The sequence below is a fragment of the uncultured Megamonas sp. genome (assembly GCF_958438645.1).
Classification (GTDB): Bacteria; Bacillota; Negativicutes; order Selenomonadales; family Selenomonadaceae; genus Megamonas.
This window is the reverse complement of the sequence record NZ_CAUBSM010000002.1, coordinates 73,700-94,130: the sequence shown is the minus strand read 5'-3', so window position 1 is coordinate 94,130 and position 20,431 is coordinate 73,700. Positions and strand designations below refer to the sequence as shown.

The window sequence follows — 20,431 nt, the reverse complement described above, 5'->3', positions numbered from 1 at the left end:
AAAGAAAGTGGTGAAATATATGCAAAAACTAAAAATTGGTTTTATTGGTATAGGCGTAATGGGAAAATCCATGGCAGATAATCTCTTAAAAGCTGGATATGAAGTCATGGTTTATACACGTACAAAGCAAAAAGCTGAAAGTTTATTAGCTAAAGGTGCAAAATGGTTTGATAGTGCTAAAGTTTTAGCCAAAAATGTAGATGTAATTATCTCTATGGTAGGTTATCCTCAAGATGTAGCAGAAATCTATTTAGGTGAAAATGGCGTAATTAAAAATTTAAAACCACAAAGCATAATTATAGATATGACTACTTCTAGTCCAAAACTGGCTCAAGAGATTTATCAAGAAGCTCAAAAATATGAAATAAAATCTTTAGATGCACCTGTATCTGGTGGAGATGTAGGAGCAAAAAATGGTACACTTGCCATTATGGTCGGTGGCGATAAAGAAGTTTATAAAGAAGTTTTGCCGATTTTTGAAGCTATGGGAAAAACTATTTGCTATTTTGGCAAAGCAGGTTCTGGCCAATATGCAAAAATGAGCAATCAAATAGCCATTGCCTCTAATATGATGGGTGTTTGTGAAGCTGTGGCTTATGCGAAAAAATGTGGATTAAATCCTCAGGATTTATTAGATGTAATCTCTACAGGAGCAGCAGGTTCATGGTCGCTTAGTAATTTAGCACCAAGAATGTTAAAAGGCGATTTTGCACCAGGATTTTTCATTAAACATTTTATTAAAGATATGAAAATAGCTATAGAGTCAGCTGATGAAATGAATTTAGATTTACCAGGATTGAAATTGGCAAAATCTCTATATGAAAAATTAGCCAAAGAAGGTTATGAAAATAATGGCACTCAAGCCTTATTGAAATATTATGATGCTGAATAAAGCAAGACAAATACTACAAAAATTTTATGGATATGAAGACTTTCGACCAGGGCAGAAAAAAGTAGTTGAAAGTTTATTAAATAGAAATGATACAGTGGCGATTATGCCTACAGGTGCGGGAAAATCTATTTGTTTTCAAATCCCTGCATTATTATTTGAAGGGGTAACACTTGTTATATCGCCACTTATTTCTTTGATGAAAGACCAAGTTGATAGTTTGCGTCAGCTAGGAATAGCGGCAGTATATATTAATAGTTCTATCAGTAAAGCTCAGTTATATAAAGATTTACAAGACATATCTGCTGGTTTTTATAAGATTATTTATATAGCACCAGAGCGATTAACACCTGAATATTTACCGAATAGTTTTGAAAATTTAAATATTAGTATGATAGCTATTGATGAAGCTCATTGTTTATCGCAATGGGGTCATGATTTTCGCCCTAGTTATCGTAATATCTTAAATTTTACTAATTCATTACGCATTAAACCGATTATCAGTGCTTTTACAGCAACAGCTACACCAGAAGTAAAAACAGATATTATAAATTTATTGGGGCTTAAAAATCCTAATGTATTTGTAACTGGTTTTGATAGACCAAATTTATACTTTTCCGTATTAAGAGGAGAAGTAAAAGATAAATTTGTCATAGATTATGTAAAAAAACATCAAGATGAAGCTGGAATTATCTATGTAGGTACTAGAAAAGATGTAGATGCTTTGCAAGTTTTATTGGAAATAAAGGGCATTAAAGCAGGCAGATACCATGCTGGTATGACAGATGAGGAAAGAAATCAAATGCAAGAAGATTTTCTCTATGATAATCTTTCTGTCATGGTGGCGACAAATGCTTTTGGCATGGGGATAGATAAGCCGAATGTTCGCTATGTAATTCATTATAATATGCCTAAAAATATGGAAGCATATTATCAAGAAGCAGGTAGAGCAGGTCGTGATGGACTTTCAGGAAACTGTATTTTACTGTATAGTCCTCAAGATACACAGCTTCAAAAATTTCTGATAAGTAAATCTACAGAAAGTGAAATTCGCCAGCAATTAGAATATAAGAGATTGCAGTCTATGGTGGATTATTGTCATACACCGCAATGTCTAAGGGCATTTATCTTGCATTATTTTGGTGAATTTGATGTAGCAGAACATTGTGATAATTGTAGTAATTGTAAAATAGAAGGCGAATTGATAGATATTACAATTGATGCTCAAAAGGTTTTATCATGTGTCTATCGTATGCATGAACGCTTCGGCGTGAAAATGATAGCAGAAGTCTTGAAAGGTTCAAAAAGTGCGAAGGTAAAACAATTTAATTTTGAGCGTTTGTCTACGTATGGTTTGATGAAAGAGCGAAAGATAAAAGATATCAGTGACTTAATTTTAAGACTCAGTGCTATGCAGTATTTAGATATCACCGAAAGCCAATATCCAGTGGTTACTTTGAATGAATTATCATGGCAAGTACTTCGCGGTCAAAAAAAGGTTTGGCAAAAAATGGTAATCGTCAAAAAAGCTAAGGCTAAAGGTGAATTATTTGAAGCTTTGCGTAGTTTGCGTAAAGAATTAGCGATAAAAGAAAAATTACCACCATATATGATTTTTTCTGATGCTACACTTACACAGATGGCAACAGATAAACCAACTGATTTAGAATTGATGAAAAATATTCGCGGTGTAGGTGAATTTAAATTACAAAAATATGGTGAAGAATTTTTAACAGTGATAAAGAGCTACATATCGTAAAGATATTTAGTATAGATTAAGAGAAAAAGGGGTAGATTTTATGGATCCAATTTTAAAATTACAAAATGGCAGTGATGTCAGAGGAGTAGCAGTTGAAGGTGTAGCTGATGAACCTGTTACTTTGACACCAGAATATGCTAATCGCATTGTGCAAGCTTTCGTTTTATGGCTCAGCCAAAAAAGTGGCAAAAAAGCAAGTGAATTAAAAATTGCAGTAGGTCATGATTCTCGTATTTCTGCACCAATGTTAAAACAACAAGCTTTAATGGCAATTGTAGCTCAAGGGGCAACAGCTGTTGATTGTTCTATGGCTACAACTCCAGCTATGTTTATGTCTTTAGTATATGAAGAAACAAAATATGATGGTTCTATGATGATTACTGCAAGCCATCTTCCATTTAATCGCAATGGTATTAAATTCTTTGAACCAGAAAATGGCGGTATGGAAAAGAAAGACCTCACTGATATGCTCAAAATCGCTTGCGAATTGACTGAACAAACAGTGGATATTAGTAATGTAGAAAAATTTGATTTAGTTTCTCTTTATGCTGAAAATCTTTGCACAAAAATCCGTGAAGGTATCAACAGCAAAGACAATTATGATAAACCACTTACAGGCAATCATATCGTAGTAGATGCAGGTAATGGTGCTGGCGGATTTTTTGCACAAAAAGTTTTAGCTCAGTTAGGTGCAGATATTACAGGTAGCTTATACTTAGATCCAGATGGACATTTCCCAAATCATATTCCAAATCCAGAAAATAAAGAAGCTATGGATGCTATTCGCGGTGCAGTGCTTAATAATAAAGCTGATTTAGGTTTGATTTTTGACACTGATGTAGATAGAATGTCTGCTGTATTTAGCGATGGTCAAGAAGTAAATCGTGATGCACTCATTGCTATGATGGCTGCTATCTTAGTGAAAGATTATCCAAATTCCACTATTGTTACTGACTCTGTAACTTCCGATAAATTAACTGCATTTTTAGAAGGTGAATTACAGTTAAAACATCATCGTTTCCAACGTGGCTATAAAAATGTAATCAATGAATGTAAACGCTTAAATGAAGAAGGCGTAGTATCGCCACTCGCTATTGAAACAAGTGGTCATGGTGCACTTAAAGAAAATTATTATCTTGATGATGGTGCATATATGGCAGTTAAACTCTTAATTGCTGCAGCTAAAACTAAAGCAGAAGGCAAAACTTTAAATAGCTTGATTGAAAAACTTGAACCACAATTTGAAACAGCAGAATATCGCTTAAAATTAAAAGGTGAAGATTTCAAAGCTTATGGGGCAAAAGTTTTAGAAGCATTTACTGCTCGTGCAAAAGAAAAAGGCTATCATATTGTAACACCAAATTATGAAGGTGTACGCATTAGCTTTAAAGGTGAAGCAAATGGTTGGGCATTGCTTCGTCAATCTTTACATGATCCAAATATGCCACTTAATGTAGAAGGTAATGGCGAAGGTGATTGTGCAAAAATCACAGCTATGATGAAAGAGTTATTAAGTGGTTTTGACCAATTAGATATCTCTGTATTTGATAAATAATAATATAGCGGAAAAATTACAGAAGTTTATATTATCAATAATAAAAACCTCGAGAAGGGTAGTTTTATGTTTCTCGAGGTTTTTGTTTTGTAGTTGTTTTCTCTATAGATACTTTTGCATAGTTTATAAAATAATATTTTGGGGTGTATTTTATTTTTGGTTGAAATGTTGTAAACTATAAGGAAACGCATTTGAAAGGAGTATTTTTATGGATTTACATAATTTATTGGTATTTCAAGATTTGTTTAATGATGATGTTTTTAGAGATATAGAAAAAACTATATCTCGAGAAAATTTAAATAAAGGAGCTGTAGCTGCTAAGTTAATTAATAAGGCTGAGCAGTTAGGTTTATCTGGGAATATTATACGTTCATATATTATATATACTGTGGCTCATCAAAGTAATTGCGTATCTTATGCGGTGGAAAAGTCTGGCGGTAAGATTGGTAATAGTTTGTATCAAGCTTTTTGTCATGATATTGAATTGATTGAAAAGGTATTGCTTTTAAAACCTAGTTTGCTTTTGGATTGTGATTTATTAGATGATTATGAACCAACAAATACTAATCATTCTACTGCTTTTAATATGTTGGTGGCTAAATTAAATGAAGCTAAGACTAGCAAAGATAAAGCAGATGTTTTTATTAATTATTATAAAACTTTTGGCAGTGGCGATATGGCAGATTATCGAGCTTTTCGTTGGGATAGTGATGATGATTGCCTAGTTGGTATTAAACATTTTGAGTCTATGAAACTTGAAGATTTAATTGGCTATGAATATCAAAAACAAGAGTTATTGGCAAATACAAAAGCTTTTGTAGAAGATAAACCTGCTAATAATGTTTTACTTGTAGGGGCAAGAGGTACAGGAAAATCCTCCGGTGTAAAAGCTGTAGTTAATTCATTTTTTGATCAAGGCTTGCGTTTATTGCAATTGACTAAAGAACAGTTGATTGATTTACCTGTTATTATGGAACGTTTGCGAGATTTTAGCAGTAAGAAATTCATCATTTTCTTAGATGATTTATCTTTTGAAGAATTTGAAGTGGAATATAAATATTTGAAATCAGCAATTGAAGGTGGTGCTTCGGCAAAACCTGAAAATGTACTTATTTATGCTACATCAAATCGTCGTCATTTGATTAAGGAAAGTTATAAAGATAGAGGGGCAAATGATGATGATATGCACCGCAGTGATACATTGAATGAAACTATTTCACTTTCTGATAGATTTGGTTTAATCATCTATTATATGGCACCAAACCAACAAGAATATTTGGATATTGTAGATGGTTTATTAAAGCAACATGGCATAGAATTATCCAAAGAAGAATTACGCATTCAAGCTGGTGCATGGGAAAAAGAACATTCTGGACGTTCAGGCAGAATAGCACAACAGTTTGTAACACATTATTTGGGACAAGTTTATAATAAATAAAAAAAGCAGGATTACTCCTGCTTTTTTATTAGAAAAATTTTATTGAATTTTTTATTTAAATCATAGAAAGGAAGTATTGATGAAATCTTAAATCACAAGTTAATTCAGGGTGAAAAGAGCTTACAAGCATATTTTTTTGACGTGCAGCTATGATTTTATTATCTAAAGTAGCTAAAATTTGTACATCGTTACCTGTTTTAGTAATGTAGGGAGCACGAATAAATACTAAAGGAATAGGAATATTTTTATCTATGGTAGGAATTAATAAATTAGTAGAAAAACTATCTAATTGAGAGCCATAGCCATTGCGTTTAACTGTTATATCCATAGTTGCAAGATGCGTATTTGTTTGATTTTCAATATTTTTAGCAAGCAAAATTAAACCAGCACAAGTGCCAAATACAGGTAAACCTGAAATGATTTTTTGCTGTAAAATTTCTTTCAAGCTAAAATAATCAAGAAGTTTTCCTATAGCTGTAGACTCGCCACCAGGTAAAATAAGCCCATCAATACAATCTAAATCTTTGGCTGTTTTTACTATACGAGTTTTTGTATGTGGTATTTGCAATAAGATTTCTTGATGTTCAGCAATAGCCCCTTGCATACCTAAAATACCAATTATTTTATTCATATCACATTACCAGCCACGTTTTGCCATTTGTTGTTCTTGAGGAATAGTATCTATTTCTATACCGACCATAGCTTCACCGAGATTTTCTGATATTTTAGCTAGTTTTTCAGGATCATTATAAAAAGTAGTAGCTTCGACAATAGCTTTTGCTCGTTTTTGTGGATCACCGGATTTGAAGATACCAGAGCCTACAAATACACCATCAACACCTAATTGCATCATTAAGGCAGCATCAGCAGGAGTGGCAATACCACCAGCTGCAAAATTAACAACAGGAAGTTTTCCATGTTCATGTACATAACAAACTAAATCAAAAGGAGCACCTATTTCTTTAGCGATATGCATTAACTCACTAGATGTGGCAGCTTTTACTCTATTAATATCTTTTTGCATAGTTCTAAAGTGACGAACAGCCTCAACGACATTTCCAGTACCTGCTTCACCTTTTGTTCTAATCATACTAGCACCTTCACCAATTCGACGAAGTGCTTCACCTAAATTTCTAGCACCACAAACAAAAGGAATATCAAAATCTTGTTTATAGATATGATTTTCGTCATCAGCTGGTGTTAAAACTTCTGATTCATCAATATAATCAATGCCGATAGCTTGTAATATTTGAGCTTCAACAAAGTGACCAATGCGAGCTTTTGCCATAACAGGGATAGAAACAGCTTCTTTAATTTCTCGTATCATTTTAGGATCTGACATGCGAGCAACTCCACCTTCACGACGTATATCAGCAGGTACGCGTTCAAGTGCCATAACTGCAACAGCACCAGCTTCTTGAGCTATTTTTGCTTGCTCTACGTTGGTGACATCCATGATGACTCCGCCTTTGAGCATTTGTGCGAGGTTTTTATTTAAAGTGTAACGATTATTCATAATATACTCCTTTGATTGTAGTGTGTTGATTAAAATGATAAAATTGTATCAATACAATATTTAAATTTGCAAATTAAATTTTATAAATTATAGATAAAGGAGAAAAAAATAGCAAGAATGAAGGATAAATTAATTGAATTTGTATCGATACAATTAGATAAAGATTTAAAAGAACCTTTATATGTGCAATTATATGAGCAAATAAAATTGATGATAAAACAGCATTTATTATCGCCGGGATATAAATTGCCTACTGTGAGAAATTTAGCTCAAAATTTACAAGTAAATCCAAGTACAGTAGTTAATGCTTATAAAGAATTAGAAAAAAATGGTTTTATCTTTAGTAAGCGTGGTAGTGGAAGTTATGTGGCTGAACAGGTAATTAATACTATAGATGAATTAGAAGAAAATAATTATATTCCTATTGATTTAACGGATGATTTAAAAATATTGCATGGTCAAAATAATGTGATAAATATGAGTACAATATCTTTAAATCCAGAGATGATTTCTATTGAAATATTTAAACAGGTGGTAAATAAAGTTTTAGAAAGAGATAAGGGGTATGCTTTTACATATCAAGATAGTCAAGGGTATTTGCCACTTCGTGAATCTATTGCTCAGGAATTAGGCAAAAAGAAAGTGAATACTACACCAGAATATATACAGATTATTTCAGGTGCTCAGCAAGGTATAGATATAGTAGCACGTGCTATTTTAAAACACGGAGATATTGTATTTGTAGAAAATCCAACTTATCCAGGAGCAATAGCAGCTTTTCGCTCTTGCGGGGCAAAAATTATAGATATTAAATTGACAAAAGAAGGTATTGATTTAGTTGATCTCGAAAATAAATTAAGGAAATTTAGACCAAAGTTAATTTATGTGATGCCAAATATTCAAAATCCTACAGGTATATCTTATACAAAAGCTAATTGTCGCCGTTTAATGGGATTGGCTCGTTTTTATAATGCATATGTTTTGGAAGATGATTATATCAGTGGTCTTTACTATCAAGAAAAACCTCCTATACCTTTGAAAGCATATGACACAGATGATAGAGTGATTTATATTCGCAGTTTATCAAAGATTTTTATGCCAGGGTTAAGACTTGCTTATTTAATCATGCCTCAGGCTTTGGCACAAACGTTATTAAATGTGAAACATATTTCAGATATAGCAACTTCTGGACTTACACAGAGAGTTTTTGATTATTACTTGCGTGAAGGATTGTGGCAGGAGCATTTGAATTCTATTCGCAGTGTATATAAGACGCAATTTGAATTTGCACTTAGAATGGCGAAAAAATATTTGCCGAGAGATATAAAGTATTTAAAGCCACAAGGGGGATTGTCTTTATGGCTTAATTTGCCAGATAGATTGATGGCTACAGATGTTATTGAAAGAGCTAGAGATGAAGGGGTAATAATTTGTGATGGTGCACCATTTTTTGTGCGGAATGCTCCTAATAAACAAATACGTTTGAGTTTTGCCACTTTATCTTTGGCGGAGATAAACACAGGAATAAAAATAATTCATAATATAACTAAATATTAAAGGGGGAATACTTATGAAAATAGGTATTGCTGGAAATGGTAAAATTGTACATGAAATGATAGGAGCTACGAAAAATATTCAAGATTTAAAAATAGTAGCTATATGTAGTCGACCACAAAGCAGACAAAAAGCAGAAGAAATAGCAAATAAATATAGTATTTCTAAAATATATACAGATTATAATCAAATGCTAGAAGATAGTGAAATAGATTTTATTTATGTAGCTGTAGCCAATAATGTTCATTATGAATATACAAAAAGAGCACTAGAAGCAGGGAAAAACGTCATTTGTGAAAAACCTTTTACCATTACAGCAAAACAAACACAAGAATTAATAGATTTAGTTAAAGCTAAAAATTTATTTTTATTTGAAGCTATCACCATTTTATACGCATCAAATTATCAATATATAAAAGAAAATTTAGAGCAAATTGGTCAATTGCGTTATGTTCATGCTAATTATGCACAATATTCTAGCCGTTATGATAGATATTTAAATAAAGATGTAGCACCAGCATTTAGCCCTGAACATGCAGGGGGTGCTTTATATGATTTAAATATTTATAATTTACATTTTGTCATAGGGGTATTGGGTACACCAAAAGAAGTTATTTATCGACCAAACCTTGGTTTTAATGGCATAGATATTTCCGGTACAGCATTATTAGATTATGATGATTACACAGTAGTATGTAGTGCAGCCAAAGACTCTGAAAGTATCAGTGGAATCGTATTTCAAGGCGAAAAAGGTTATATGGAATTAGTAGGTGCACCGAATGAATGTGCATTAATTAAAGTCCATAAAAAAGGCGAAGAAGAAATCTTGATAAATAAAGAAAAATACAATCATCGTATGGTCAATGAATTTGTAGCCTTCACAGAAATATTTAAACAGCAAGATTTAGCTACTTGTTATAAAACATTAGAACATAGCTTAAATGTCATGAAAGTATTAGAACAAGCTAGAATAAGTGGCAAAGTAGAATTTAATATTTGATGGAGATAAATATATTGTAATAAGAACACTTTATATCAATAAATTTATTTATATTGATATAAAGTGTTTTTATTATTTCTATATTTGAATGTGGTAATTTTAGTATACTAAAATTATTAAAGAATTGTGGAAATGTTTTGGTATTTTAGAATAATATTAGAAATGATATTATGATATCAGAAACAAGATAGGAGGAGCTTAAAATGAAGAATTTACAATATAGACAAAAAAAGCTTCTACAATATTTAATAGAGCTTAATGATTTTAGACCTGTTAGATATTTTGCTAAAAAAATATCTTGTTCAGATAAAACAATTAGAAATGATTTAAAATATTTTGAAGAACAAAATATAAAAATTGAAAAAATATCTGGCAAAGGAATACGATTATCTAATGAAAACAAGAATATAGTGAATAATTTATTAGAAGAAGTGCCAAGAAAATTAGAATTAACAACAGAGCAAAGGCGAATGAAAATCTTATATGATTTATTAGATGGAAATAAATTATCTATACAATCATTATCAGATAATTATTTTGTGAGTAAAACTAGTATAGTAAATGATTTTAAGGTAATTGAAGAAAAACTTAATCAATATAATTTAAAGTTAAAAAAAGATATATCTGGAACTAAATTGATAGGTGAAGAGACTGATATTAGAAAAGCTTTAGTAGATATATTGAATAAAATGATAAATTATAATAGTTCAATAAAGAAAGTATATTCTCGTATTGATAATGCTACATTAGAAGAATTAGAAGAACATTTTGGAAATGAAAATATAAAAAAGATAGAAAAAATAATTGAGAAAATAGAAGTATTTTTGAATTATAAAATAACTGAACCATATTATATTAATTTGGTAACACATATTTTAATTTTGATAAATAGAATAAAAAGAGATAAAACTATTTATTTTGAATTAGATTTAAAAAATAAATCTTATAATGGAAACTTTTATGAGGCTTCATTAAGGATGGCAAAAGATATAGAAGAAACATTTGAGGTAAAATTAAATAATGCAGAGGTTTTTTATTTATATAGATATTTGACATCGTCAGGTGGTTTAAAAGAAAATAAAGATTTTGAGATTATTGAAGATGAATATGTAAAAAAAATAGCAGATGAGATTATTGAATCTTGTTTATGTATATTTCCAATAAAATTTCATTTTAATAATGAATTATATAGAGCTTTATTATTACATTTGAGACCAATGTTAAATCGTATAAAATACAAAATCTTTATAAAAAATCCTATTTTGGATGAAGTAAAATTAGAATTTCCCGAACTAATGATTTTATTAAAATTAGTTATGTCTAAGATAGAATTAAAATATAATTTATCTGAAATTAGTGAAGATGAAATAGCATATTTAACAGTATATTTTCAAAGTGCTATAGAAGAAGTTATAAATAGAAAATCTGTTATAATTGTTTGTTCTAGCGGGATAGGAACATCCCATTTGTTAGAAAAAAGAATAAAAAATTATTTTCCAGAATGGAATATAGTAGATGTAGTTTCTGCAAAACAATTAGAATTAGTATTATCTTTGAAAAAAGTAGATTTAGTGATATCAACAGTACATTTACAAATAAATATAGATAAACCTATAGCATATGTAAGTGCTTTGTTTAATAAAACAGATGAAAGACGTATCAGAGAATCTTTTATAAAAACAATTCCAGTTCAAAATGATGTTAAAAAATTAAATACTATAAATTTATTAAATAAAGAAAAATTAAATGATCTTATAAGAAATAGTATATTTTTTAAAAGTATTCAAATAGAATCTATAATAAATATAAATTTTTATAAAAGTAACAAATTAGAAACAGATATTTTTTTAAGAAATGATATAGAAAGTAATAATTATACTATAGATGTTTTTGTAAAAGAAAAAAATCTTTCTAATGAAAAGATATTAATTTTATATAATTGGATATTAAATAATATTTGATAGAGGTGAGATTATGAATATAGAAGAGGTATTAAATACAAATTTAATTGTTTTAGATATGAAAGCTACTACTAAAGATGAAGCAATTAAAGAATTGACTGAAAAATTATATCAGGAAAAAAAGATTATAAACAAGGATTTGTTTATAAAAGATGTTTATCTAAGAGAAAAGGAAGGTCAAACTGGATTAGGAAATCATATAGCAATTCCTCATGGTAAATCAGATGCAGTACAAATAACGTCTATTGTTTTTGGAAGAACAAATAATAATTTATTATGGGAATCTCCAGATAATAAACCTGTACATGTAGTAATTTTATTTGCAGTAAGAAATGTAGATAAAACAACTGTACATTTAAAATTGTTATCTCAAGTGGCAATGGCATTAGCAGATGATGAAACTTTAGAAAAGTTGCTTACAACACAGGATAAGAAGGAAATAATAAGATTGTTATCTCAAGAAATGGAATAAATATATTAAATAAAATAAATTTATAAATAAAGGGGAATTTTATTATGTTAATCACAATGAAAGAAATGTTAGATGTTGCTCAAAAAAATCAATTTGCAGTACCTGCTTTTAATGCAGGTACAGGTCAATTGTTAACAGCAATGATGGAAAGTGCAGAAGAAAAACAAGCACCAGTAATTATGGCAATTCATCCAGATGAATTAAGTTTTTTGCGTGATAGTTTTATTAGTAGTGTAATTTATGAAGCTAATCATAGTAAAGTGCCAATGGTATTACATCTTGATCATGGTGCTACATATGAACAATGCATTCATGCAATTCAATTGGGTTTTACATCTGTAATGATTGATGGTTCTCATTTACCTTTTGAAGAAAATATTGCATTAACAAAAAAGGTTGTAGATATTGCTCATTCTGTAGGTGTATCTGTTGAAGGAGAGTTAGGAACAATTGGAACAACTGGAGATTCTATCGAAGGTGGTACAACAGAAATTATTTATACAAAACCAGAAGATGCAAAAGTTTTTGTAGAAAAAACAGATGTTGATTCATTAGCAATTGCTATTGGTACAGCACATGGTATTTATCCAAAAGGATTTGTTCCTAAATTAAAATTAGATTTATTAACAGAAATTAGAAATACTATAGATATTCCATTGGTTTTGCATGGTGGTTCTAGTAATGCTGATGATGAAATTGCAGAATCTGTAAAACGTGGCATTTGTAAAATTAATATTTCTAGTGATATTAAATATAGTTTTATGAAGGGTGTAGAAAAATATTTAAATGAAAAAGGTTTTGAACGCGAACCAAATGTAATTTATCCATCTTGTATTAGAATGTGTAGAGATACTATTGAAGAAAAAATGGCTTTATTTAATGATATAGATAAAGTAAAATGTTTTAAACTTTAATTTTATAATTATAGGAATTCACAATAGCATGATTATCATGCTATTGTGAATTATAAAAAAATAAGTAAATTTATAATTTATTAAGAGGAGAGATTTTTATGAACATCGTTGGAGTTGCAGCATGCGTAGCAGGAATAGCACATACTTATATTGCCAAGAAAAAATTAGTGCAGGCAGCACAAAAAGCGGGACATAATATTCAAATAGAAACACAAGGAACAATTGGTGTTGAAGATGAATTAACTACTGAAAATATAAAAAATGCAGATGTTGTTATTTTAGCAATAGATATTCAAATAAAAGGAAAAGAACGTTTTAATGGTAAAAAAATTATAGAAATACCAACAGAAATAGCAGTACATTCGCCGACTGCATTGATTAAAAAAGTAGAAGAAATTGTCAGAAAATAAAAAGGAGTGAGAATAATGGCTTCTTTGCAAATAAGAAAACATATAATGACAGGAATATCTTATATGATACCATATGTTTGTGCTGCTGGTATGCTAATGGTAATTGGTAATATTTTTGGTGGACAGACAATTACAGATTATAGAGCAGGATTTTCTATTCCAGATGCTTTAACAACTTTGGGTGGGGATGGTTTAGGATTATTACCAATATTTATTTCAACTTTTATAGCATATTCTATCGCAGATAGACCAGGTATAGCTCCAGGATTCTTATTAGGCCTTTTATGTAAAGCAAATGGTTTTGGTTTTTTAGGGGGATTATTAACTGGTTATTTAGCTGGATATTTAGTAAATTATTTAAAGAAAAAAATAAAAGTACCTAGTTTTATGGAAGGTATTGTTCCTCAATTGATATTGCCATTACTAACAACTATTATTATTGGTTTATTTATGGAATATATAGTAGGAATAGTAATATTAGCAATAACAGATGGTGTATTTAATTTATTAAATAGTTTACAAAATGGAAGTTCAATTTTATTTTTAGGACTAGTAATAGGTATTTTATCTGCAATTGATTATGGTGGGCCAATTAATAAAGTAGTATTTGTGTTTGTTATGCAATTAATGACACAGGGTATAGGTACACCCATATCTATTTTAATTTCAGCATCAATGATAGCACCATTTGGATTAACTATTGGATATTTTTTAAGTAAGGTAATAAAAAGAAATATATTCTCTAGACAAGAAGTAGATGCTTTGAAATCAGCATTTTTAATGGGATGTTGTCAAATTACAGAAGGTTCCTATCCAATAATATTAAATGATTTAGTTCGTATTACTATTTGTACAGCTGCAGGAGCTGCAGTAGATGGAGCCTTAGTTATGTATTTTCAATGTGCGTCAACTGTTCCAGCTGGAGGGTTCTTTGCGTTGCCAGGAATAGCTAATCCTGAGTATTGGCTATTGAGCTTATTTGCAGGATCTTGTGTTTTTGCTGTATTATTACAATTTTTGAAACGAAAACCTGCAGAAGATATAATTGAAGATGAAGAAAATGAAAAAGAATTAGATTTATCTAGTATTAAAATTTCAGGTTAATTTATAAGGTGTAAGTATTGGAGTTCAATACTTACACCATTAATTTAATGGGATTAGTAAGATGATTAATAAAGAAAAAGTTGCAAAATTTAATAATAAGGATGTTTATCAATATAATTTAAAAAATATAAATGGAATGCAAGTTTCAATATTAAATTATGGGGGTATTATTAATAAAATTTTATTTTGTGATAAAAATGGAATAGAAGATAATAGAATATTGGCATATAAAGATATATCTTTGTATAAAAATAATCCAATGTTTTTTGGTGCAATTATTGGACGAATTGCTGGGCGTATTAGTAATGGAACTTATAAATTGGATGGTAATTTATATAAGTTGGAGAAAAATGAAGAAGATAGACATTTACATGGCGGGACAGCAGGATTTCATCATTGTTTTTGGAATGTAAGTATTAAAGAAAATAGTAGAAAATCTATATTACAATTAAGACTAATAGATAAGGAACATGAGGGGTTCGTGGGAAATTTATCTGTATTAGTTGAATATAGTTTGGATAATGATAATATTTTAGAGATACATTATTTTGTGGAAACAAATAAAAAAACTATTTGTAATATGACAAATCACATGTATTTTAATTTATTAGGTAGTAAGAGTAATGATACAATTCAGGATCATTATTTAAAGATTGATGCTGATGAAATAGCAGTTGTTGATGAAAAAACTTTACCAACATGGGAGTTTTTAAATGTAGATGATGAAAAGGTTTTTAATTTTAAAGAGTTTAGAAAAGTAGGATTATATGGGATGAATACTCATGAACAACAAAAAATCGTAAGTGCTGGTTATGATCATGCGTTTAAATTAAATAAAAAATCTATAAATGATATTTCTTTAAAAGAAAATAAGACAGGAATACGAGTGGATGTGAATACCACTGAAGATGCTGTAATTATTTATTCTTGTAATAAAGTTGATACACCTTATGATTTAGAATCACATAAGTTAAAAAAATATAAAGGTATAACAATAGAAACTCAACAATTACCAGATATAGTTAATACAAAAGAAATAGATAAAATTATAATTACTCCAGATAAACCATATAGTAGTAGAACTACATTTAGATTTAGTTTAGAGAAAGGATAATAATAATGAAAAGATCAGAAATTAATAAAATCATAGATTATACAATTGATAAAGCAGAATTTTTTAAAATACCTTTGCCACCATTTGCTTTTTATACACTTGAAGATTGGAAAAAAGTGACAGCAGATGAAGCAGAAATAGTAGATAATATGTTAGGTTGGGATATTACTGATTTTGGTACAAATGATTTTGAGCATGTAGGTCTTACTGTTTTCACTTTTAGAAATGGTAATTTTAATTTAAAAGATAAGTATCCTAAAAATTATTGTGAAAAATTATTATTTGTTAGAGATGGTCAGATTTTACCATTTCATTTTCATTGGTATAAAATGGAAGATATTATAAATCGTGGTGGTGGTACTTTAAAATTAACTTTATATAATGCTGATGAAAATGAGGGCTTTTCAGATACACCTGTAGAAGTAACTGTAGATGGTAAAAATATTATAATTCCTGCAGGTGGAGAAATTTTTTTAGAACCAGGTCAAAGTGTAACTTTAAAACCATATCAATATCATCAATGGCAAGGTGTAGAAGGTACGGGAGATATCGCTTTATTTGAAGTATCTACAACGAATGATGATACTAAAGATAATCGTTTTTATAAAGCTCAAGCACGTATTCCTGATGTTGAAGAAGATGAAGAATTGAAATATTTAATGTTTAAGGATTATAAAGATTATATAACATATTAATTATTTAAAAATAAACTATCTATAGTTAATATATTACTATAGATAGTTTATTGTATATTAAAGGGGTAATTTTTATGAAATATTTATTAGGTTTAGATATAGGTACTTCAGCAACAAAGACTGTATTATTTGATGAAACTATGAAAGTGATAGCTTCATCTTCAGAAGAATATCCAATGTATCAACCACAAAATGGTTGGGCAGAACAAAATCCAAAAGATTGGTATAATGCTTCCTTACATACAATTCAAGATGTTTTGGCAAAATCTAAGATAAATCCTGAAGATGTAAAAGGTGTAGGGTTATCTGGTCAAATGCATGGTCTAGTAATGCTTGATGAGAATAATGAAGTAATTCGTCCTTCAATTATTTGGTGCGACCAAAGAACGGTGAAAGAATGTGAAGAAATCACAAATAAAGTTGGAGCTGAAAGATTGATAGAAATCACAGCAAATCCAGCATTAACAGGATTTACAGCATCAAAAATTTTATGGGTTAGAAATAATGAACCAGAAAATTATGCAAGATGCAAACATATTTTATTACCAAAAGATTATGTACGTTTTTGCATGACAGGTGAGTATGCAACAGAAGTATCTGATGCAAGTGGAATGCAATTATTAGATATTCCAAAACGTCAATGGTCAGATGAGATTTTAGCAAAACTTGATATAGACAAAAAATTATTGGCAAAAGTATATGAATCTCCAGAAGTAACAGGGCATATCAATGATGAATTTGCTAAATTATCAGGACTTAGCACTGATACAGTAGTTGTAGGTGGTGCAGGAGATAATGCGGCAGCAGCTATTGGTACTGGTATTGTAAAAGACGGTAAAGCTTTCACTACAATTGGTACAAGCGGCGTAGTATTTGCACATACAGATAAATTAAGTATTGATCCAAAAGGTAGAGTACATACTTTTTGTTGTGCAGTACCAGGTTGTTGGCATGTAATGGGTGTAACACTTGCAGCAGGTTTATCACTGAAATGGTTCCGCGATAATATAGCTGATAATTATAAAGCAAAAGCAGAAGAATTAGGAAAAGATCCATATGTACTCATGAATGAAGCTGTAGCAAAAATTCCATGTGGCAGTGATAGATTGATGTATTTGCCATATTTGATGGGCGAAAGAACACCACATCTTGATCCAAATTGTAGAGGTGTATTCTTTGGTTTATCTGCAATTCATACAAAAGAAAATATGATGAGAGCAGTCATGGAAGGTGTAGCATATTCACTTAGTGATTGTTATGACATTTTGAAAGAAATGGGTGTAACAGTAGATGAAATGATGGCATGTGGTGGCGGTGGCAAAAGCCCAGTATGGCGTCAGATGCTTGCAGATATGTTTGAATGTGAAGTAAAAACATTGACTTCTGAAGAAGGTCCAGCATTAGGGGTAGCTATTTTAGCTGGTGTAGGAGCTGGAATTTTTAAAGATGTAGTATCTGCTTGTGATGAATTCATCAAAACAGGAACAAATTGCAGTCCAATAAAAGCAGAAAGTGAATATTATAAACGAGGACATGCTTTATACAAGAAAGTATATGCTCAATTAAAAGATTGTTATCAGGATTTAGCTGAATTGAAAAAAAGCTAGTACAATTTTGTACTAGCTTTTTTAGATAAGTTATATTTTTAAAGAAAGTTGTTAGCGATTTATTTAATTATTTAATGTAATTAGCAATTAATTCTACAGCTTTATCTATGCCACAGCGACCTACATTGATTATCATGTCATAATCTGCACAATCACCCCATGTAGAACCTGTATAATAATTGTAGTAAGAAGCACGTTTAGCATCTTCTTTTTTTAATGTAGCTAAATCTTTATGATAAACATTAGTGCCTCTTATTTTGCGGAATTCATCATCTGCACAAATAAAGAAGTGATGAGCATTTTTTACATCTTTCAAAATGAAATTAGCACAGCGACCGACAAAAATACCAGAATTTTTTTCAGCAAGTGCTTTGATAGCTTTTGATTGTGGAGTGAATAAATAATTATCGTCTTCTACATTCAAATCAGCAAACATAGTTTCATATGGAGAAACACTGCCATAGAGATTGTCATATGTTAAATCTAATTCATCAAGAGAAACACCTTTTTCAAGATGAGCAGAAATAAATGCTACAAGTTTGCGGTCATATAAAGGTATTTGTAATTGTTTAGCTAATTTTTCAGCGATTTCACGACCACCAGCACCATATTGACGACCAATAGTAATAATACAATTACTCATGAAATAATCCTCCTATTTATAAGAGAGCACCTACAAAAGTAGATGCTCTTTATTATTATTTATTATATTTATCTTTAATTAAGCAAAAGGATTTTCTGTTGGGTACATCATAGTTTTTGGCTGATTGAAAGCTACATCTTCAACACCTAAGAATTTGAAGATACTGAATAAAGCTTTACCATAATGACCGAATGCTACAGCACCATGATGTGGATATTGTTTTTCAATGAGTACATGACGATAGAAACGACCCATTTCAGGAATAGCGAAGATACCGATACCACCGAAGGAACGAGTAGCAACAGGTAATACTTCACCTTCTGCTATATAAGAGCGTAATTGTCCAGCTGCATTGCTTTGGAGACGATAGAATGTGATTTTACCTGGAGCAATATCGCCTTCCAAAGTACCACGAGTGATATCTGGAGTGCCACCATTTTCAAGTAAACGATTTTGGATAAGCTGATATTTGATAGCACCTTTAGCGAGTTTGCACATTGGAGTATTACCGCAATGGAAGCCCATGAATGTATCTTTGAGAGTATAGTTTTTATATTTTGGAGCAATATCTTCTTCGAATAAATCTTTTGGTACAGAGTTGTTGATATCGAGAAGAGTTACAGCATCGCCACTTACGCAAGTACCAATATATTCGCTGAGTGCGCCATAGATATCTACTTCACAAGCAACAGGAATACCACGAGATACAAGACGGCTATTTACATAGCATGGTTCAAAACCAAATTGAGATGGGAATGCAGGCCAGCATTTATTAGCAAATACTACATATTTTCTAGAACCTTTATGTTTTTCAGCCCAATCAAGTAATGTTAATTCATATTGAGCCATGCGTTTTAAAAGATCTGGATATGGATTAGCTGTGCCCATTTCTTCAGCCATATCTTTAACGATATCATCAATGCGTGGGTCATCAGCATGTTCTTTATAAGAAACAAGTAAATCAAGTTCGGAGTTTTCTTCGATTTCTACGCCTAAATCATAAAGTGGTTTGATTGGAGCATTGCAAGCAAAGAAATCTTGTGGACGAGGGCCAAAAGTGATGATTTTTAGATTTGCTACACCAATTAAAGCGCGTGCAACAGGATTGAATTCGTTGATCATTTCAGCGATTTCATCAGCAGTACCTACAGGATATTCTGGAATGAATGCTTTGATTTTTCTAAGACCAAGATTGTAAGAGCAGTTGAGCATACCGCAATAAGCATCGCCACGACCATTGATGAGGTCTTTGCCTGTTTCTTCAGCAGCAGCTACATACATTACAGGGCCATCGAATTTTTGAGCAATTAAAGTTTCAGGAGTTTCTGGACCGAAGTTACCTAAGAAAACAACTAAAGCATTACAGCCAGCAGTTTTAACTTCTTCAACTGCTTTGAGCATATCGATTTCATTTTCTACTACAGTTTGAGCTTCGAAAATATCGCCATATTGTTTAGTGTAAGCTTCAACGATTGCTTTTCTACGATTTTCAGAAAGAGAAACGATAAAGCAATCACGACTTACAGCAATGATACCAAGTTTTACATTAGGAATATTATTAAACATGAATATACTCTCCTTTTATATATACACTAATATATTTACTATTTTATTATTTTGTTTTTGTGCTTAGGCACAATCAAGAACAATTAAAGAATACCATGTAGTGATGTTTTTGTCAATAAAAATTTTTTAGAAAATTTATAATAATAGTTTAATAGAAAAGTCGTCTTTTTATAAAAGAAATGTTTCTGTGTAAAATATTGATAAAATAATATTTTTACTTATTTATAATAAAAT

At 30.4% G+C, this 20,431-nt stretch carries 18 protein-coding genes; 14 read left to right on the top strand and 4 right to left on the bottom strand.

Going from position 1 to position 20,431, the window contains the following annotated elements:
* Positions 1–7: 7 nt before the first annotated feature.
* The 4 genes from Q5I67_RS02425 (at position 8) to Q5I67_RS02410 (ending at position 5,641) form a co-directional block, all read left to right on the top strand.
* Complete coding sequence (locus Q5I67_RS02425; protein ID WP_302486244.1) at positions 8–892, top strand: NAD(P)-dependent oxidoreductase; 885 nt, start codon at positions 8–10, stop codon at positions 890–892.
* A complete protein-coding gene (recQ, locus tag Q5I67_RS02420; protein WP_302486243.1) occupies positions 882–2,648 on the top strand; it encodes a DNA helicase RecQ in 1,767 nt (588 codons plus the stop codon). Before Q5I67_RS02425 ends, recQ begins: the two co-directional genes overlap by 11 nt.
* A 40-nt stretch (positions 2,649–2,688) precedes the next feature.
* Positions 2,689–4,203 carry a phosphomannomutase/phosphoglucomutase gene (locus Q5I67_RS02415; RefSeq protein ID WP_302486242.1) on the top strand — a complete coding sequence of 505 codons (1,515 nt, stop codon included), beginning with the start codon at positions 2,689–2,691 and terminating at the stop codon, positions 4,201–4,203.
* A 208-nt stretch (positions 4,204–4,411) separates the two neighbouring features.
* On the top strand, positions 4,412–5,641 hold the full coding sequence (locus Q5I67_RS02410; protein WP_302486241.1) for an ATP-binding protein: 1,230 nt from the start codon (positions 4,412–4,414) through the stop codon (positions 5,639–5,641).
* Positions 5,642–5,696: 55 nt separating this feature from the next.
* Here the strand turns inward: Q5I67_RS02410 and pdxT are convergent, their stop codons facing one another.
* Positions 5,697–6,272 (bottom strand): pyridoxal 5'-phosphate synthase glutaminase subunit PdxT, encoded by a 576-nt coding sequence (gene pdxT / locus Q5I67_RS02405; protein WP_302486240.1) that lies wholly within the window; start codon positions 6,270–6,272, stop codon positions 5,697–5,699.
* Between the two features lie 6 nt (positions 6,273–6,278).
* Positions 6,279–7,160, bottom strand: a complete 882-nt coding sequence (gene pdxS, locus Q5I67_RS02400) for a pyridoxal 5'-phosphate synthase lyase subunit PdxS (protein ID WP_302486348.1) — start codon at positions 7,158–7,160, stop codon at positions 6,279–6,281.
* A 114-nt stretch (positions 7,161–7,274) separates the two neighbouring features.
* Here pdxS and Q5I67_RS02395 point away from each other — a divergent pair, with 114 nt between their 5' ends.
* The 10 genes from Q5I67_RS02395 to xylB all read left to right on the top strand — a co-directional run bounded on the left by Q5I67_RS02395 (position 7,275) and on the right by xylB (position 17,988).
* Positions 7,275–8,714 carry a PLP-dependent aminotransferase family protein gene (locus tag Q5I67_RS02395; protein WP_302486239.1) on the top strand — a complete coding sequence of 480 codons (1,440 nt, stop codon included), beginning with the start codon at positions 7,275–7,277 and terminating at the stop codon, positions 8,712–8,714.
* 13 nt (positions 8,715–8,727) lie between these two features.
* Positions 8,728–9,711, top strand: coding sequence for a Gfo/Idh/MocA family protein (locus Q5I67_RS02390; protein WP_302486238.1), 984 nt, complete (start codon positions 8,728–8,730; stop codon positions 9,709–9,711).
* Positions 9,712–9,914: 203 nt separating this feature from the next.
* Entirely contained in the window at positions 9,915–11,672 is a 1,758-nt protein-coding gene (locus tag Q5I67_RS02385; protein WP_302486237.1) for a PRD domain-containing protein, read from the top strand.
* A 13-nt stretch (positions 11,673–11,685) separates the two neighbouring features.
* Positions 11,686–12,144 carry a PTS sugar transporter subunit IIA gene (locus tag Q5I67_RS02380; protein WP_302486236.1) on the top strand — a complete coding sequence of 153 codons (459 nt, stop codon included), beginning with the start codon at positions 11,686–11,688 and terminating at the stop codon, positions 12,142–12,144.
* A 44-nt stretch (positions 12,145–12,188) separates the two neighbouring features.
* On the top strand, positions 12,189–13,058 hold the full coding sequence (locus tag Q5I67_RS02375) for a ketose-bisphosphate aldolase (protein WP_302486235.1): 870 nt from the start codon (positions 12,189–12,191) through the stop codon (positions 13,056–13,058).
* A 98-nt stretch (positions 13,059–13,156) separates the two neighbouring features.
* Entirely contained in the window at positions 13,157–13,468 is a 312-nt protein-coding gene (locus Q5I67_RS02370; protein ID WP_302486234.1) for a PTS fructose transporter subunit IIB, read from the top strand.
* Between the two features lie 15 nt (positions 13,469–13,483).
* On the top strand, positions 13,484–14,572 hold the full coding sequence (locus tag Q5I67_RS02365) for a PTS fructose transporter subunit IIC (RefSeq protein WP_302486233.1): 1,089 nt from the start codon (positions 13,484–13,486) through the stop codon (positions 14,570–14,572).
* Between the two features lie 61 nt (positions 14,573–14,633).
* Positions 14,634–15,686 carry an aldose epimerase family protein gene (locus Q5I67_RS02360; protein ID WP_302486232.1) on the top strand — a complete coding sequence of 351 codons (1,053 nt, stop codon included), beginning with the start codon at positions 14,634–14,636 and terminating at the stop codon, positions 15,684–15,686.
* Between the two features lie 5 nt (positions 15,687–15,691).
* Entirely contained in the window at positions 15,692–16,381 is a 690-nt protein-coding gene (locus Q5I67_RS02355; protein WP_302486231.1) for a D-lyxose/D-mannose family sugar isomerase, read from the top strand.
* 74 nt (positions 16,382–16,455) lie between these two features.
* Entirely contained in the window at positions 16,456–17,988 is a 1,533-nt protein-coding gene (gene xylB / locus Q5I67_RS02350) for a xylulokinase (protein ID WP_302486230.1), read from the top strand.
* 67 nt (positions 17,989–18,055) lie between these two features.
* Here xylB and Q5I67_RS02345 read toward each other — a convergent pair whose 3' ends face one another.
* Entirely contained in the window at positions 18,056–18,631 is a 576-nt protein-coding gene (locus tag Q5I67_RS02345; RefSeq protein WP_115152230.1) for an AAA family ATPase, read from the bottom strand.
* A 78-nt stretch (positions 18,632–18,709) separates the two neighbouring features.
* Entirely contained in the window at positions 18,710–20,197 is a 1,488-nt protein-coding gene (locus tag Q5I67_RS02340) for an L-fucose/L-arabinose isomerase family protein (RefSeq protein WP_302486229.1), read from the bottom strand.
* Positions 20,198–20,431: the final 234 nt, after the last annotated feature.